The organism is Arthrobacter sp. ov118, assembly GCF_900116495.1.
In the GTDB taxonomy this organism is placed as follows: Bacteria; Actinomycetota; Actinomycetes; order Actinomycetales; family Micrococcaceae; genus Arthrobacter.
Genome location: NZ_FPAY01000001.1, coordinates 519,725 through 535,658, shown reverse-complemented (window position 1 = coordinate 535,658; position 15,934 = coordinate 519,725). Strand labels below are relative to the sequence as shown.

The 15,934-nt window shown below is 67.6% G+C and carries 12 protein-coding genes; 6 read left to right on the top strand and 6 right to left on the bottom strand.

Annotation, left to right across the window (positions count from 1 at the left end):
- The first annotated feature begins 1 nt into the window (after nt 1).
- Both BM372_RS02460 and BM372_RS02455 read left to right on the top strand, forming a co-directional pair.
- On the top strand, nt 2-1,468 hold the full coding sequence (locus BM372_RS02460) for an FAD-dependent oxidoreductase (protein WP_090951318.1): 1,467 nt from the start codon (nt 2-4) through the stop codon (nt 1,466-1,468).
- Between the two features lie 120 nt (nt 1,469-1,588).
- A complete protein-coding gene (locus BM372_RS02455; protein ID WP_090951315.1) occupies nt 1,589-2,581 on the top strand; it encodes a DNA topoisomerase IB in 993 nt (330 codons plus the stop codon).
- Nucleotides 2,582-2,629: 48 nt separating this feature from the next.
- Here BM372_RS02455 and BM372_RS02450 read toward each other — a convergent pair whose 3' ends face one another.
- Complete coding sequence (locus BM372_RS02450; protein WP_090951312.1) at nt 2,630-3,517, bottom strand: DUF1206 domain-containing protein; 888 nt, start codon at nt 3,515-3,517, stop codon at nt 2,630-2,632.
- 134 nt (nt 3,518-3,651) lie between these two features.
- Here BM372_RS02450 and BM372_RS02445 point away from each other — a divergent pair, with 134 nt between their 5' ends.
- Nucleotides 3,652-4,260: a hypothetical protein gene (locus BM372_RS02445; protein WP_090951309.1), complete on the top strand. Its 609-nt coding sequence runs from the start codon at nt 3,652-3,654 to the stop codon at nt 4,258-4,260.
- Between the two features lie 108 nt (nt 4,261-4,368).
- Nucleotides 4,369-5,091, top strand: coding sequence for a YcnI family copper-binding membrane protein (locus BM372_RS02440; protein WP_090951305.1), 723 nt, complete (start codon nt 4,369-4,371; stop codon nt 5,089-5,091).
- 75 nt (nt 5,092-5,166) lie between these two features.
- Here the strand turns inward: BM372_RS02440 and BM372_RS02435 are convergent, their stop codons facing one another.
- The 5 genes from BM372_RS02435 to BM372_RS02415 all read right to left on the bottom strand — a co-directional run bounded on the left by BM372_RS02435 (nt 5,167) and on the right by BM372_RS02415 (nt 12,692).
- Nucleotides 5,167-7,938 (bottom strand): cation-translocating P-type ATPase, encoded by a 2,772-nt coding sequence (locus BM372_RS02435; RefSeq protein WP_256213998.1) that lies wholly within the window; start codon nt 7,936-7,938, stop codon nt 5,167-5,169.
- Between the two features lie 28 nt (nt 7,939-7,966).
- Complete coding sequence (ppk2, locus tag BM372_RS02430; protein WP_090951303.1) at nt 7,967-8,806, bottom strand: polyphosphate kinase 2; 840 nt, start codon at nt 8,804-8,806, stop codon at nt 7,967-7,969.
- 378 nt (nt 8,807-9,184) lie between these two features.
- Nucleotides 9,185-9,865, bottom strand: coding sequence for a FadR/GntR family transcriptional regulator (locus BM372_RS02425; protein ID WP_090951300.1), 681 nt, complete (start codon nt 9,863-9,865; stop codon nt 9,185-9,187).
- Nucleotides 9,862-11,094, bottom strand: coding sequence for an MFS transporter (locus tag BM372_RS02420; RefSeq protein WP_090951297.1), 1,233 nt, complete (start codon nt 11,092-11,094; stop codon nt 9,862-9,864). The genes BM372_RS02425 and BM372_RS02420 overlap by 4 nt, the downstream gene beginning before the upstream one ends.
- A gap of 155 nt (nt 11,095-11,249) precedes the next feature.
- Nucleotides 11,250-12,692, bottom strand: coding sequence for a PucR family transcriptional regulator (locus BM372_RS02415; RefSeq protein ID WP_090951294.1), 1,443 nt, complete (start codon nt 12,690-12,692; stop codon nt 11,250-11,252).
- Between the two features lie 156 nt (nt 12,693-12,848).
- Here BM372_RS02415 and BM372_RS02410 point away from each other — a divergent pair, with 156 nt between their 5' ends.
- Together BM372_RS02410 and gabT are read left to right on the top strand one after the other, a co-directional pair.
- On the top strand, nt 12,849-14,279 hold the full coding sequence (locus BM372_RS02410) for a gamma-aminobutyraldehyde dehydrogenase (protein ID WP_090952871.1): 1,431 nt from the start codon (nt 12,849-12,851) through the stop codon (nt 14,277-14,279).
- A gap of 94 nt (nt 14,280-14,373) precedes the next feature.
- The gene (gene gabT / locus BM372_RS02405; protein ID WP_090951292.1) at nt 14,374-15,729 is read left to right on the top strand and encodes a 4-aminobutyrate--2-oxoglutarate transaminase; all 1,356 of its coding nucleotides are present in this window, start codon (nt 14,374-14,376) and stop codon (nt 15,727-15,729) included.
- Nucleotides 15,730-15,934 lie beyond the last annotated feature (205 nt).

Here is a 15,934-nt window from a genome sequence, read left to right as displayed (position 1 = left end):
CGTGTCAACTAGCACCACCGTAGGAACCGCTGCCCGCCCGTTGCGCGTCGCCGTCGTCGGTTCCGGCCCCGCCGGCGTCTACGCCGCGGACATCCTGACCAAGAGCGAGGCCGTCAAGAGCGGTGAACTCACCGTCAGCATCGACCTCTTTGACCGCTACCCGGCACCCTACGGCCTGATCCGCTACGGCGTGGCCCCCGACCACCCCCGCATCAAGGGCATCGTCAACGCCCTGCACAAGGTCCTGGACCGCGGCGACATCCGGTTCTTCGGCAACGTTGACTACGGCACGGACCTCTCCATCGAGGACCTGCGCACCCACTACGACGCCGTCATCTTCGCCACCGGCGCCATCAAGGACGCGGACCTGAACATCCCGGGCATCGAACTCGAGGGCTCGTACGGCGGCGCTGACTTCGTCTCCTGGTACGACGGCCACCCGGACGTACCGCGTGACTGGCCGCTGGAGGCCAAGGAAATCGCCGTGATCGGCAACGGCAACGTGGCCCTCGACGTGGCCCGCATGCTCTCCAAGCACGCCGATGACCTCCTGGTCTCGGAAATCCCGGACAACGTCTACGCCGGGCTGAAGTCCTCTCCGGTCACCGACGTGCACGTCTTCGGCCGCCGCGGACCGGCCCAGGTCAAGTTCACCCCGCTGGAGCTGCGCGAACTCTCGCACTCCAAGGACGTCGACATCATCCTCTACCCGGAAGACTTCGAGTTCGACGCCGAATCCGACCGGCAGATCCAGAGCAACAACCAGACCAAGACCATGGTGGGCACGCTCACCAACTGGATCGCCGAACAGCCCGAGGACCTCTCCGAACTCACAGCATCCCGCCGGCTGCACCTGCACTTCCTGCACAGCCCCGTGGAGGTGTACGACGACGCCGAGACCCCCGGCCGCGTCGCCGGGATCAAGTTTGAGCGCACCGAACTGGACGGCACCGGCAACGCCCGGGGGACCGGCGAGTTTGTCGACTACCCGGTCCAGGCCGTGTACCGCGCCATCGGCTACTTCGGCTCCGCCCTGCCCGACGTCGAGTTCGACCACAGCAAGGGCGTTGTGCAAAACGACGGCGGCCGCGTCCTGGATGCCTCCGGCACCCACGTCCCCGGGCTCTACGCGACCGGCTGGATCAAACGCGGACCCGTGGGCCTGATCGGCCACACCAAGGGCGACGCCCTCGAAACCGTGACCTACGTGCTCGAGGACCGCGAGACCCTGCCGCTGGCCGCGGCGCCGGCCCCGGAGGCCGTCGTCGAACTCCTGGAGAGCCGCGGAGTGGAGTTCACCACCTGGGAGGGCTGGCTGGCCCTCGACGCGCACGAGCGTGCCCTGGGCGAGACGGCGACGGCGGCCGGCACCTCACACGGGGTTGAGGTGGCCCGCGAACGCGTCAAGGTGGTCCCGCGCGAGGAGATGGTGGCCATTTCCCGCGGCGGAGTCGCCGCCCAGCTCTAACCCCAACACCAAACAACGCGGGGTCACTTCACGCCCAATCCACAAGGATTTAGGGGCGCGAAGTGACCCCGCGTTGCTGTGTATGGGCGGAAACCGGCGGTAGTCAGTAGGCTTAGCGTCATGAGGCTCCGTCGCAGCAACGCATCCGGCCGCGGCTACCGCCGGGTTCGCGCCGGCACCGGCTTTAGCTACAAGGACCTGGACGGGTCCACGCTGCCGCCCGGCCCGGTGCGGGACCGGCTCGAACAAATCGGCATTCCGCCGGCCTGGACCGACGTCTGGATTGCCCCGTACGACAACGGGCACATCCAGGCGACGGGACTGGACGCGGTGGGCCGCCGCCAGTACATTTACCATCCGGGCTGGCGCGAGAAGAAGGACCGGCTCAAGTTCGACCGGGCCCTCCAGCTTGCCGAAACCCTCCCTACTGCCCGCCGCCTCGTGACCATGGACCTGCGTTCCGAGGGGCTCAGCCGGGAGCGGGTGCTGGCGGCCGCCTTCCGGATGCTGGACAGCGGTTCGCTCCGGGTGGGTTCCGAGCGCTACACGAACGAGAACGGCAGCCACGGCCTCGCCACCCTGCTGTGCGCCCACGTCCGCGTGCGCAAGGACGAGATCCGGCTGAGTTTCCCCGCCAAGAGCGGCAAGACCTGGGAATCACGGATCGAGGACGCCGACCTCGCCGCCGTCGTGCGCCAGCTCAAGCGGCGCGGCGGCAACGCCCGGCTGCTGGCCTACAAAGCCAAGGGCCGCTGGCACCCGGTGTCCAGCGCTGACATCAACGAGTACGTCAAAGAGCGCACGGGGGAGGATTTCACGGCCAAGGACTTCCGCACCCTGCGGGGAACCGTAGCGGCTGCCGTCAGCCTCGCGCAGAGCGGGCCGCAGGCCAAGACCGCAAAGCGCAAGCGGGCGGTGAGCCGCGCCATGGTCGATGCCGCCGCGGTTTTGGGAAACACGCCGTCGATCGCCCGCAAGAGCTACGTCGATCCCCGGCTGCTGGACCATTTCGCCGCCGGGGAGACCATCGACCCCAAACGCCGGGACTCGGCCGAATCCGAAATCCGGGCCCTGCTCTACCAGGGCGAGGACGTTGTCCCCCTGGGGGCTTAAAACGCGCGCGGCCGTCGGGCCGCAACCTCAGCGTCCAGCTACGGGGCGCTACATCCGGCCAAAGCGGGCCCTGACCAGCGCGAACACGCCGTAGGCGATGAAGCCTGCGCCGATCGCCAGGAGCAGGTACGGGCCGAAGGGATGGTCCCTCAGGGCCTTGAGGCTCCCGTCCAGCCCGGTGGAGGAGCCCGGGTTGTTGGTGGCCGCGGCGATGACAAACAGCAGTCCGGTGAGGATCAGTGCCGCTCCTTTGGCCGCGTGGCCGGTGACACCGAGCGCGCTGACCAGCCGTCCGCGCCTGGTCCCCTCGAAATGGTGCAGCTCCTCTTTGAACTTCTTGCCGAAGCCCTTGACGATGAAGTAGATGCCGATGCCGATGATCGTCAGGCCAAGACCGATCAGGAGCGGTACGCCGAAGGGGCTGTGCACGACGGCGGTGCTGAAGTCCCGTGTGGAGTCGCCGGAATCGCCGGGCCGGCCGAGCGCGAAGCCGGCAAAGCTGAGTCCGATGCTGCCGTACGCGATGCCGAGGAAACCGGAGGAAATAAGCTTGCCGAGCCGTTGGCCGCGGGGGAGCCGGCGTGCCCGCAGCGTCGCTTCACACAGCTGCCAGATGGAGAGTCCCGCGCAGCCGACAAACGCTGCCCACATCACAGCCGGACCCCAAGGATTGGCGGCGAGCTGTTCGATGGCGCCGGTGGCGTCGGCCTGGCCCGGAGCGCCCAGAACCAGGGCGACGGCGATGGCCCCGATCACCACATGCAGCAGCGCCATGACGGCGAAACCGGCACGGGCGACGGCGTCGAGCACGCGGTTGTTCGACACCGCCTCGGCGGTGTCAACGGCTGCCTCCCCGGCAGGCTTCCCGCCACTGTCTGCTGCGAGGCCGGTTTCCCGCAGAAACGGGGGCTCGTTCTCCGCCGCCGAAAATTCCATGTTGCCGAGTTTACTCAGGGGTGGTCATCCGAGTCGCATCATGCCCGGTCGGGGGAGTGGTGCGTGTCGGCCGATCGGTAGGATGTTAAGCGGATTCCAACCTTGAGCCAAGAACCCGGAAAGGACCGCCCAGCATGACGCGTGCCTCCTTCCGGCTGTTCCGCACCTGCCTCATCGGATCCGTCATTCTGGCGCTGGCCGCGGGTGGGCACTTGGCCGGCGGCGGGCAGCTCCCGCATCCGGTGATCCTGACGGCGCTGTGTGCCGTGGCCATGGTCCCGACGGCGTTCCTGACCCGGTTCCGGCTGTCCTTTCCTGTCCTGACCGGGCTGCTCACCGCCGGGCAGGCCTGGCTTCACTGGTCATTCGGTGCGCTCTCAGCCGGGCGGCCTGTGGCGGTCCCGGAACCCGCGGCGCATGTCCATTCCGGTCATGCGGCCGCCGCGCTGTCGCCGGATGTGTTCGACGCCGTCATGCCCGCTACTGCCGCGGGCATGGACGCCGCCATGTTCGCTGCGCATGCGGCGGCAACCCTCGGCACTGCCCTGTTGCTGGCCCGCGGAGAGCGGGCGCTGGCAGCCATAGCCTCATGGTTCTGGCCGCTGATCTGCACGCCGGAGCCCGTCGCGATCGTGCCCGCTCCCACCTGGCCCTGCATGGCCTCCAGAACCGTCCCGCTGGGACGTGCCGGCCGGCGCCTCCCCGCCCGGCGCGGACCTCCGGAGTGCCTTCCCGCCGCCTAAGACCATCCCGCCGTTCACGCTGTGGACAGGGAGTGGGGGCGGCAGCCTGCTTCCAGGCCGGACACTGCGCCGGCCGTTTCCCGCCCCGTTTGTGAAAGGCACCCTGCCATGAAGACCTCCCTGCGCCGTACCCTCAAGACTGCCGCAGCCGCCACGATGACCGCCGGCCTGCTCGCCGTCGGCGCCGCAGCCGCCTCGGCCCACGTCCACGTCGATCCGGACGACACCACCGCCGGCGGCTACACCCACCTGACCTTCAACGTGCCCAACGAATCCCCCACGGCCAAGACCAGCAAGCTCGAAGTCGCCCTGCCCACGGACACCCCGCTCACCTCAGTGTCGGTGAAGCCGGTCGAGGGCTGGAAAGCCGTCGTCACCACGACTGATCTGCCCAAGCCCGTCACCGTCTCTGGCGCCACTGTCACCAAGGCGCCCAGTTCTGTCGTCTGGACGGCCGACGAGGCACACCAGATCGGCCAGAACGAGTACCAGGCGTTCGCTCTCTCCGTCGGCGTCCTTCCGGATGCCGGGACCACCGTGGTCCTGCCCGTGGCCCAGACGTACACCGACGGGACAGTGGTGAAATGGGATGAGAAAACGGCTGAAGGCCAGGCCGAACCCGGACACCCGGCACCCTCGTTCGTGACCACAGCCGCAGAGACCGGCCACGCCGCGGCGGCAGCACCGGCGTCGCCGGCCGCCGCGGAAAGCACTTCGGACTCCGGTGATGCCGGCTCCGCGGCTGGCTGGATCGGGCTGGTGGCCGGACTGCTGGGTCTTGCCGCCGGCGTCACGGCCCTGGTCCGCACCCGTCCCGCCCGGACCAAGTAACCGGACCGAGTAAGCCGCGAGGAGCAGGAGGCAGCGAAACCCCGGCCGGCTGCAGCCGGCCGGGGTTTCGCTGCCTCACGCGGGAACGGCCGGGGCCACGACTTTGGTTCTCCCGCTTTGCCGCCTGGCCCGCAGGACGATCTTGAAGAGCTCGCCGAGGAGCAGCAGCACCACGCCAGGCACAAGGCAGATCAGCCACTGCTGTCCGGTGAGCGGCTGGGTGCCGAACACCTCCTGCAGCACCCGCATCTGGCTGATGAGCATCGAGCCAAGGACGGCCCAGGCGAACGCCCAGAGCAGTTTGGGATTGGACAAGGTGGCCGGCCCGAAGGCGCTCTCCGTGGGGTACCGGAGGTTGAGCGCGACAAAGATGTTCATCAGCCCCAGACCCACGACGGCCATGGTCTGGCCGATCTCGAGTGAACCGAAGGTGGTCTTGCCGATCTGCACGAGGATCAGCGTCGCCGCCGCCATGAAAAGCCCGACGATGAACAGGCGCACCATCATTGACCGGACAATGATCGGCTGGTTGAAGGGCCGCGGCTTGCGGTCCATGATGCCGGGCGTCGCGAGGTCCAGCCCCATCACCGCGCCGATGGGCGCGACGATCGCCATGTGGATCCAGAGCACCTGGGCCGGGCTGAGAAGGGCCGTGCCGGCGATCGCGAACGCCGATGACCCGATGAACGCCAGAATGAACATGAACAGGTTGGCGACCTGGATCCGAATGAACTTCTGCAGGTTGTCATACACCAGCCGGCCCTCTTCAACGGCGGCCACGATGGTGGCAAAGTTGTCGTCGGCCAGGATCATCTTGGCTGCGCCCTTGGCAACGTCGGTGCCCGTGATGCCCATCGCGATCCCGATGTCTGCCGCCGCGATCGCTGGCGCGTCGTTCACGCCGTCACCAGTCATGGCGACGACGTTGCCCTTGCGTTTGAGCACCTGGACCAGCCTGACCTTATGCTCGGGGGCCACCCGGGCGATCACGCCGATTCCGTCCACCTCGCTCTCGGCCTCGGCATCGCTCATGGCCGCGAACTCGGCCCCGGTCACCGCGCGGCCCCTGATGCCCAGTTCCTCGGCGATCGCGGCCGCGGTGACGGCGTGGTCACCGGTGATCATCCGGACCCGGATGCCGGCGTGCTTGGCCTTGGCGATCGCGGCCACCGCCTCGGCGCGCGGCGGGTCGACCTCGCCGATCAGTGCCGAAAGTTCCAGATCCAGCATGAGCCCCATGAGGTCGCCCGACGGATCGAACCTCGCCGGATCGAACTCGCGCTGCGCCAGTGCCAGGACCCGCCTGCCCTGACCCGCGATGCGCTCGTTCTCGGCGAGCACTTTCGCGCGCATCTCCTCGGTGAGCGGTTCGGCCCTGCCGCCGGGCATCCGGGCGAACGATGACCTGCCGAGGAGGACATCGGGCGCCCCCTTCACGTAGGCGCGGACCACGGGTTTGCCGTCGGCGCCGGGCATCAGGTGGAATGTGGCCATGAATTTGTAGTCGGAGTCGAAGGGTACCGACGCCACGCGCGGGTTGTTCCGGCGGAACTCCCTGACGTCCACGCCGCCCTTCTGCGCGAGCACGTACAGCGCGGCCTCCGTGGGGTCCCCGACGACCTCGCCGTCCTGGATGTCGGAGTCGTTGCACAATGCGCAGGAGAACATCACGTAGTCCAGGTCCCGCTCGGCGTCGCCGGTGGTCCGTTGGACCTGGCCCTCGAAGCTGTAGCCCTCACCGCCCACTGTGTAGTGGTGTTGCACCGTGGTGATCTCTCGCACCGTCATTTGGTTCAGGGTCAGGGTGCCCGTCTTGTCCGAGTTGATCGCCGACGTGGAGCCCAGCGTTTCGACGGCGGGCAGGACCTTCATAATGGCGTTCTTCTTGGCCATGTTGACCGAACCGACGGAAAGGATCGTAGTGACCACGGCGGGCAGCGCATCCGGGATCGAGCCGACCGCCAGCGCCACACCGATTCCGAAAAGCACCGTGAAGGACTCGCCCTGGGCCAGGCCCATCACAACAATGGCAATGAAGGCGAACAGTGCCGCGAGGATGATGAAAATCGTGAGCCGGTCCACCTGCTTGGTCAGCGGGGACTTCTCCACCTTCTGGCCGGACAGCATGTTGGCGATGTGGCCGACCTCCGAGCCCATGCCGGTGGTGGTGACCAGGATCTCGCCGTGGCCCCGGGTGACGTTGGTGTTCATGAACGCCATGTTCAGGCGGTCTCCGATGCCGACGTCGTGGCGCCTGATGGGCACGGTGTCCTTCTCGACCGCGACGCTCTCGCCGGTCAGGGCGCCCTCCTCGATCTGAAGGGTAGCCGCGATGATGATCCGGCCGTCGGCCGGGACACGGTCGCCGGCGTCCACCACCACAATGTCCCCGGGCACGATCTCGTCCGCGGCAAGTTCCACAACGTCACCGTCGCGGCGCACCTTGGCCATCGACTTCATCATCGCCCCCAGCGAGGCTGCGGCCGCTTGAGCCTTGCCCTCCTGGTGATAGCCCAACCACGCGTTGAACAGCGTCAGCACCGCGAGCCCTATGGCGGTGCCATACTCCTCGATCAGCAGGCTGACCAGCGCGGCGCCCACGAGGACAATTTGCATGTAGTCGCGGTAGTGCTTGAAAAACCGTACCCACACCGGTTCCGGCTTGGCCTCGGCCAGTGCGTTGGGGCCGTGCTCCTGCAGCCTCTGTTGCGCCTCGGCGGTGGTCAGCCCGCGGGTCGGATCAACGGCCAGCCGCCCTGCGACGTCCGAAGGGGAGAACGCGTACCAGGCTGCGTCCGCCTCGGCCGGGGCCACCCCTGCTGGTGCTACTCCGGTCTTGTCATTCATGGCTTCCTCCTGATGGCGGGCGCGGAGCTCAGAACGGGGTCGGAATGCGCCGTACCGCCAGGGCCGGCTCGTGGTAGTCGCCGGCCTTCTGGCGCTTGGGTAGTTCGACGTCGAGGCCCGGGAACGACTCGTAGGGCACCTGGCTGAGCAGGTGGCTGATGATGTTGAGCCGGCCACGCTTCTTGACGTCGTTATTCACCACGTACCAGGGTGCCCACGCGGTGTCCGTTGCCTCGAACATGGCGTCCCTGGCCCGCGAATAGTCGTACCACCGGCTGTAGGACAACAGATCCATCGGCGAGAGCTTCCACGTCTTGCGCGGATCGTCCATGCGGCTCTTGAGTCGCCGGGTCTGCTCGTCCGGGCTGACCTCGAGCCAGTATTTAAGCAGGATGATGCCGGAGTCAACCATCGCCTTCTCAACCTGCGGTGCCAGGTCGAGGAACTTCTGGGTTTGCTCCGGTGTGCAGAAGCCCATCACGCGCTCGACGCCCGCACGGTTGTACCAGCTGCGGTCGAAGATAACCACCTCGCCAGCGGCCGGAAAGTGGGACATATACCGCTGGAGGTACATCTGGGACTTCTCCCGCTCCGTCGGGGTGGGAAGCGCCACCACCCGGAACACCCGGGGACTCACCCGCTCAACGATGCGCTTGATCGTGCCACCCTTGCCCGCCGTGTCGCGTCCCTCGAAGACGACGCAGACCTTGGCGCCGGTGGACTTGACCCACTCCTGCAGGGCGACCAGTTCGCCTTGCAGGTCGGACATCTGCGCCTCGTACTCTTTGCGGCCCATCTTTGTTCCGGCACGGCCGTCCGGCCCCGCCGCGTCGCCGGTGTTCTTCTTTTTCTTCTTCTTGCCCACCATCGACCTCCACGCCAAGTCCTTGCTAGGGCGAATCCGACGCCGCACTGCGAGATCCGGCGAGTCCGGCACTTTCGTCCGCACGCGTTCGTCCGGACAGGTTTGTCCGCAGGGGCGGAACGGCACGTCCCGCCAACGCGTGCACGCTCGCGTCCTGCAACTGTCAGTATTGACCCCCGCCAGGGCCGGGTCTACAGCACTAAGTCCCTATTGAGGAGCCAGCCCAGGCCCGGAAATGGCGTAGGGAGCACCGCAAAGGCCCCCGGACCGGAACGTTGGTTCCGGCCCGGGGGCCTCTGACTTGCCGTGGCCCTGCTGCTGGGCGCAAGGGGACGGCTGGGACTGAGCATCTTCCCGCCACCTTGGGAAAACCCTGAGAAGTTACTCCTGCAGCCACTCGGCGCAGGAATTCAGGTTCCGGGTGACGCTCTCGACGGCGGCTGCCTCATTCCGGGCGGCAATGGCATCGACGAGTTCGTCGTGGCCCTCATGGGGGAGGCCGTTGAAGCCGCCCCGCCGCTGCTGCCGAAGCAGGTCGTTATGGAAGACGGCGCCGAAGCTGACATACAGCTCATGCAGCAGCGGGTTGGTGGAGGCCTGCGCCACCATTACGTGGAAGTCCCAGTCGGCCCGGGCCCAGGCGGCGTAGTCTTCGGCCAGCCACGCGGCGCGGCGTTCGGTGAGCAGCCCGCGCATGGCGGCGACGTCGTCGGCGCTGGCGTGTCGGGCGGCGAGCCGGGCGGCCTGGGTGTCCAGCCCGACGCGGACCTCGAGGATGTGCTCCTGGGAATGGTCCGCATACATCCGCTGCGTGGCCCCGGCGATCTCGCTGGTGGCGCGCACGTAGGTACCGTCCCCGCGGCGGACCTCGAGCATGCCGCTGTGGGCAAGGGCCTTGACGGCTTCGCGCAAGGTGCCGCGCGAGACGCCGAACGCGGCCATGAGCTCCGGTTCAGCCGGAATGCGCTGCTGCAGCGCCCACTCGCCCGAGTGGATCATCGCCCGCAGCTTGGCGGTGATTTCCTCCGCCAGCGGCGGTCGGTGCGATGCGGTGAGGGTCATCGCCGGCTCCCTTCTGCGGGCCGGGCCGTCAGCAGGTGGCCCACGGCGATCTGCGCTGCGGCCACTGCCAACAGGAGGGCCAACGGCAGCGTCCAGGAGTTGGTGGCGCTGTGCAGCAGACCCATGCCGAACGGCCCGAGGGTCGCCAGCAGGTACCCGGCGGACTGGGCCACAGTGGACAACGCGGTGGTCTCGGCCGTGGTGCGGCCGCTGCGACTGATCATCACCATGACCAGGGGGAAGATGCCGAGCCCGAAGCCCAGCAGCACCGCGGTCAGCGGGGCCCAGTCCACCGGCAGGACCAGCATCGCCAGGACGCCAAGCGCCATGGTCACGGTGGCCAGGTAAAACGAGGTCCGCAGCATCCGCGGACGTGAGCCGATGGCCACGAGCACCATGCCGGCCGGGACGGAGACGAGCTGCATCAGTCCGAACATCAACCCGCTTCCGGAGGCGGTGAGTCCCATCGTGACCAGCATGTAGGGAAACCAGCTGAGGATGGCATAGGCCAGGAGCGCCTGCACCGTGAAGCCGAGGGTGATCAGGGCGCCGGTCCGGGTCCGCAGCAGCGGCCACGGGGACACCCGGGCAGCCTTGCCGGCGGCTGCATTGCGGTGGGCATGCAGCACAATCGGGAGGAAGCCGAGACAGGCGGACAGCGCCAGGATGCCGATTGACCCTACGCCCGCAGAGGGCGAGCCCAGGGCCTGCGCCACCGGCACGATCAGCACGGCCGTGACGGTGGCGCCGGTGGTCATGGTTACCGTGTAGAGAGCTGTCATGAGCGACGTGCGGTCCGCGAAGTGGACCCGGATGAAGGCAGGCATCGCCACGTTGCAGACGGCCAGCCCGGACATCCCCGCCACGGTCCCGGCGAGCAGCATTCCGGTGGACGGAACGCCCCGCAGCAGCAGCCCTGCGGCCAGCATCACGAGGGAGAGCAGGATGGCTTTTTCCAGGCCCAGCTGCCGGGTGAGCCAGGACGTGGCTGCGCCGGCCACCGCGAAACACAGGGTGGGGATCGAGGGGAGCACGGCTGCGATCAGCGGGCCGTAGCCCAGGACTGCCTGCAGGTCGTGGAAGAGCGCGGCCGCGCCGGTGATGCCGGCGCGCAGGTTGAGGCCGATCAGCACGAGGGCCAGGACGCCGGCGACGAACACGGCGCGTGGCCGCGCGGCGCCGGGCGGTGCTGTCTGGGGGAGGGCGGAAACCGCCGTGCTGCTTGCCATACCTAAAGGTTAGACGTTTGATGTCTGGGGCCCACTCTTTAGTGGCGAACGTCTCGTCATGATGTCCGCGCCCTTAAAGCAACGCGGGGTCAGATGACGCCCAATAACGGGTCCGGAATGGGCGTTATCTGACCCCGCGTTGCTTGGGGCGGCGGTCAGTTCGGATGGCGGGCGCTGAGCCGCTGCACCGCCAGGGCGAGCCAGAGCTGCACCCGGTCGGCTGTCTGGGCGGGGTCGTAGCCGGTGAGTTCCGTGATTTGCGCCAACCGGTAACGGACGGTGTTGCGGTGGAGAGTCAGTTCCTCGGCCACGGCCGCCACTGAGCCGTTGTTGTTGAGGTAGCTTTCCAGCGTGGCCATAAGTTCGGCCCCATGCGTCGCGTCAAAGGTCCGCAGGGGGTTCAACGATTCGTTGGCCATGTCCGAGAGCGGAACGTCTTCGCTGGCCAGCAGCAGCGACGTCAGGCTCAGACGTTCGGGTTCGTTGACCGGCAGGCCGTGGGTGACCGCGTCGCGGGCCTCGAAATAGCTCCAGCGCAGGCCGTTCGGCTTGGTGTAGGCCCCCCCGATGCCGATCGTGGCATGGATCCCGGCCTCGGCGAGATGGCCGCTGAGACTGCGGGCGAGGGCGCTGGCGCCGCTGCCGTCGTCGGGCATGACCACCACGAGGTCTTTCCCGACGACGGCGCTCACCGCCGCCTCAAGCGGCTGGGGCAGGGAGGAACTCCCGAGCTGTTTGTGGTGGGCCGCCGATTCGGCGAGCAGGACCACGTTCTTGCGGGTGCTGTTGATGCCGACGCCGGCCAGGCGGCGCGTCGCTTCGGAAGTCTCCAGCGTCCCGTGGATGACGTCGTCGAGGACCTGTCCGGCCAGCGCCCGCTGGGCCTGCCGCTGCTTGACCATGTTGTTGAGCTCGACGCTGATCAGGTTCTGGGCGTAGCCCACAATGCCCGAGTCCTCGAAGGGCTGCTTCACCCACAGCGTGCAGGCATCGCGGCGGCCCGTGGGGATCGGGTAGGACGCCCAGCCCTCGGCCGTGGGCGCCGGATGGCCGGGAACGCTGTTGTACAGCTGGGCGGTGAACTGGGTCAGGACAATCTCGGTGCGCAGCATCGAACCCAGGTGTTTCAGGAGTTCGGCGAGGCCGCCGCCGGTCAGCAGGGCGCGGGCCAGGATCTGGTGCCCGGCGATGAGCCGTTCCAGCTTGACGAAGTGGTCCGCGGACTGGGCGTCGGCCACCAGCTTTCCGATGGCGATGAAGGGCGTCTCGTAGGGCACCTCCACCACCGGCAGTCCCCAGCGGTTGGCCTCTGCGATGAGGGCCTGCGGCACGGCGTCGTGGCTCAGGCCGACGCCGAAACCGATCCCCACCGCGCCGGCCCGCTGGACCTGGCGGACGAAGCGGCGCTGCTCCGCGGCGCTCCTGAGCCGCATCCCCGTGGTCAGGATCAGCTCCCCGCCGTTGAGGAACCGCTGTGGATCCTCCTGTTCGGTGACGGCTACCCAAAGGATGTCCTCGTGCCAGGTGGTTTCGGCGAGGCCGGCCTTGGCGAGTTTTAGTGACGGAACCCCCAGCAGGGCGGCGAGTGAAATGGCCATGAAGTCAGGATAACCGCGTGCTGGTCAAGCGCACTAAAGTATTGCGGGCCCGGTGTGCAGGTGCCTATTCCCTGGCCCGGGCGCCTGGCATAGGCTCGTGACCAGTCACACATCCGTCGTTGGCAGTCATTGGCAGTAGGAAAGAGGTTGTACACCGTGGTTCAAACCTTGCAGAACTTCATCAACGGCGAGTTCGTCACCCCCGCCGGCACCGGGTTGCTGCCCATTGTGAACCCGACGAACGGCGAAGTCGTGGCCCAGTCGCCGATCTCGGTGCAGGCCGACGTCGACGCCGCCATGACCGCTGCCCAGAACGCCTTTAAGACCTGGAAGCACGCCACGCCGGGTCAGCGACAGCTGATGCTGCTCAAGCTCGCCGATGCGGTTGAGGCCAACAGCGACGAGCTCGTGGAGGCCCAGCACCGCAACACCGGCCAGGTCCGCTCCCTGATCGCCGCCGAGGAAGTGGCCGCCGGCGCCGACCAGCTGCGTTTCTTCGCCGGTGCCGCCCGCGTCCTCGAAGGCAAGTCCGCTGGCGAGTACTTCGAAGGGCACACTTCCTACGTCCGGCGCGAACCGATCGGCGTCGTGGCCCAGGTGGCCCCGTGGAACTACCCGTTCCTCATGGCCATCTGGAAGATCGGGCCGGCCCTGGCCGCGGGCAACACCGTTGTCCTCAAGCCCTCGGACACCACCCCCGAATCCACCCTGGTGCTGGCCCGGCTTGCTGGCGAGATCTTCCCGGCCGGCGTCCTGAACGTTGTCCTCGGCACCGGCGAGACCGGCGCCATGATGGTGGAGCACAAGGTCCCGGGCCTGGTCTCCATCACCGGGTCCGTCCGCGCCGGCATTGCCGTCGCCTCCGGCGCAGCCAAGGGGCTCAAGCGCGCCCACCTGGAACTCGGCGGCAAGGCCCCTGCCATTGTGTTCGCCGACGCCGACATCAAGAAGAGCGCCGCGGCGATCGCCGAGTTCGCCTTCTTCAACGCCGGGCAGGACTGCACGGCGATCACCCGCGTCCTGGTCCAGGATTCGGTGCACGACGACGTCGTCGCCGCGATGGTCGAGCACACCAAGACCCTGCACACCGGCTCGCAGAACGACGAAGACAACTACTTCGGCCCGCTGAACAACATCAACCACTTCAACGCGGTGACCTCCGTCGTGGAGCACCTGCCGGCAAACTGCAAGATCGAGACGGGCGGGCACCGCGCGGGGGAGAAGGGCTTCTTCTTCGAGCCCACCATCGTCACCGGCGCCAAGCAGAGCGACGACATCGTCCAGAAGGAAACCTTCGGCCCGGTCATCACGGTGCAGAAGTTCAGCACCGAGGACGAGGCCGTGGAACTGGCCAACGACGTCGACTACGCCTTGGCTTCCAGCGTCTGGACCTCGAACCACGGCACGGCGATGCGCCTGAGCCGGGACCTCGACTTCGGCGCCGTCTGGATCAACACCCACATCCTGCTCACCGCCGAAATGCCGCACGGAGGCTTCAAGCAGTCCGGCTACGGCAAGGACTTGTCCATGTACGGCGTCGAGGACTACACCCGCATCAAGCACGTCATGAGTGCGCTCGACGCATAACGCAGACGCATAACGCAACCGCATGACTCAGCGGCGCCACTCCACCCGACGCATAGCTCGCGCCCCGCAACCGCACGCTTAGAAAGGCCTTCCCATGACCACCACCGCGCATGACATCACCTACCGGCTCGAGCAGAAGCGCCGCGTCCAGGCCGACTTCCCCGGCCCCAAGTCCGTTGCCCTGACCGAGCGCCGCAAGGCCGTTGTCGCCGCCGGCGTCGCATCCAGCGTTCCGGTCTTCGTCGCCGACGCCGACGGCGGCATCATCCACGACGTCGACGGCAACTCCTTCATCGACCTCGGCTCCGGCATCGCCGTGACGAGCGTCGGCGCCTCTGACCCCGCCGTCGTCGGCGCCGTGAAGGAAGCCGTGGAGCACTTCACCCACACCTGCTTCATGGTCACGCCCTACGAAGGCTACGTCGCCGTCGCCGAGCAGCTGAACCGGCTCACCCCGGGCGACCACGAGAAGCGCACCGTGCTCTTCAACTCCGGCGCCGAAGCCGTCGAAAACGCCGTCAAGGTGGCCCGCCTCGCCACCGGCCGGGACGCCGTGGTCGCCTTCGACCACGCCTACCACGGCCGCACCAACCTGACCATGGCGCTGACCGCCAAGGCCATGCCGTACAAGACCAACTTTGGCCCCTTCGCGCCCGAGGTCTACCGCATGCCCATGAGCTACCCGTTCCGCGAGGAAAACCCGGAGATCACCGGTGCCGAGGCCGCTAAGCGGGCCATCACCATGATCGAGAAGCAGATCGGCGGGGAGCAGGTTGCCGCGATCATCATCGAACCCATCCAGGGTGAAGGCGGCTTCATTGTCCCGGCCGAGGGCTTCCTGCCGGCGTTGGCGGCCTGGGCCAAGGAAAAGGGCATCGTCTTCATCGCCGATGAGGTCCAGTCCGGCTTCTGCCGCACGGGCGAATGGTTCGCGGTGAACCACGAAGGTGTTGTGCCGGACATCCTCACCATGGCCAAGGGCATCGCCGGCGGCATGCCGCTCTCAGCGATCACCGGCCGCGCCGACCTGCTCGACGCCGTCCACCCGGGCGGCCTCGGCGGCACCTACGGCGGCAATCCGGTGGCGTGCGCCGCCGCCCTGGCATCGATCGGCTCAATGGAGCAGTACGACCTCAACGCCCGTGCCCGCCACATCGAGGATATTGCGCTGGGCAAGCTGCGCGAACTCGCAACTGAGCAGTCTGTGATCGGTGACGTCCGCGGCCGCGGCGCCATGCTGGCTATCGAACTCGTCCAGGCCGGTTCCAAGGAGCCGAACCCGGAGCTGACGAAGGCTGTCGCGGCGGCCTGCCTCAAGGAGGGCGTCATCATCCTCACCTGCGGCACCTACGGCAACGTCATCCGCCTGCTGCCGCCGCTGGTGATCAGCGACGAACTGCTGCTGGACGGCCTCGAGGTCCTGGCCGCGGCCATCAAGGCGAACGCCTAGGCCCCGAGCCGCTGAAGGAAGCCACGCGACCCTCTCCCTACTGCGAGGGGGTCGCGTCGAGCTCAGCATCGCCGGCCGCTGCGGGGGAGTTGGCTGGCCCGCTGGGCGTTGGAGTGGAAGATTGCCCTGCTCAGGGACATAAGTCACCCCCTTTTGGGGGTCGGCTGGACTAGAGTCGTTCCTATCCACTGCAGGAACGCAGACC

Excerpts from the sequence above, each read along its gene's own strand:
- BM372_RS02415 (WP_090951294.1), bottom strand. The coding sequence starts at position 12,692 with ATGGCCATTTCACTCGCCGCCCTGCTGGGGGTTCCGTCACTAAAACTC.
- ppk2 (WP_090951303.1), bottom strand. The coding sequence starts at position 8,806 with ATGGTGGGCAAGAAGAAGAAAAAGAAGAACACCGGCGACGCGGCGGGG.
- BM372_RS02450 (WP_090951312.1), bottom strand. The coding sequence starts at position 3,517 with ATGGAATTTTCGGCGGCGGAGAACGAGCCCCCGTTTCTGCGGGAAACC.
- BM372_RS02425 (WP_090951300.1), bottom strand. The coding sequence starts at position 9,865 with ATGACCCTCACCGCATCGCACCGACCGCCGCTGGCGGAGGAAATCACC.
- BM372_RS02440 (WP_090951305.1), top strand. The coding sequence starts at position 4,369 with ATGAAGACCTCCCTGCGCCGTACCCTCAAGACTGCCGCAGCCGCCACG.
- BM372_RS02445 (WP_090951309.1), top strand. The coding sequence starts at position 3,652 with ATGACGCGTGCCTCCTTCCGGCTGTTCCGCACCTGCCTCATCGGATCC.
- gabT (WP_090951292.1), top strand. The coding sequence starts at position 14,374 with ATGACCACCACCGCGCATGACATCACCTACCGGCTCGAGCAGAAGCGC.
- BM372_RS02435 (WP_256213998.1), bottom strand. The coding sequence starts at position 7,938 with ATGAATGACAAGACCGGAGTAGCACCAGCAGGGGTGGCCCCGGCCGAG.
- BM372_RS02455 (WP_090951315.1), top strand. The coding sequence starts at position 1,589 with ATGAGGCTCCGTCGCAGCAACGCATCCGGCCGCGGCTACCGCCGGGTT.
- BM372_RS02420 (WP_090951297.1), bottom strand. The coding sequence starts at position 11,094 with ATGGCAAGCAGCACGGCGGTTTCCGCCCTCCCCCAGACAGCACCGCCC.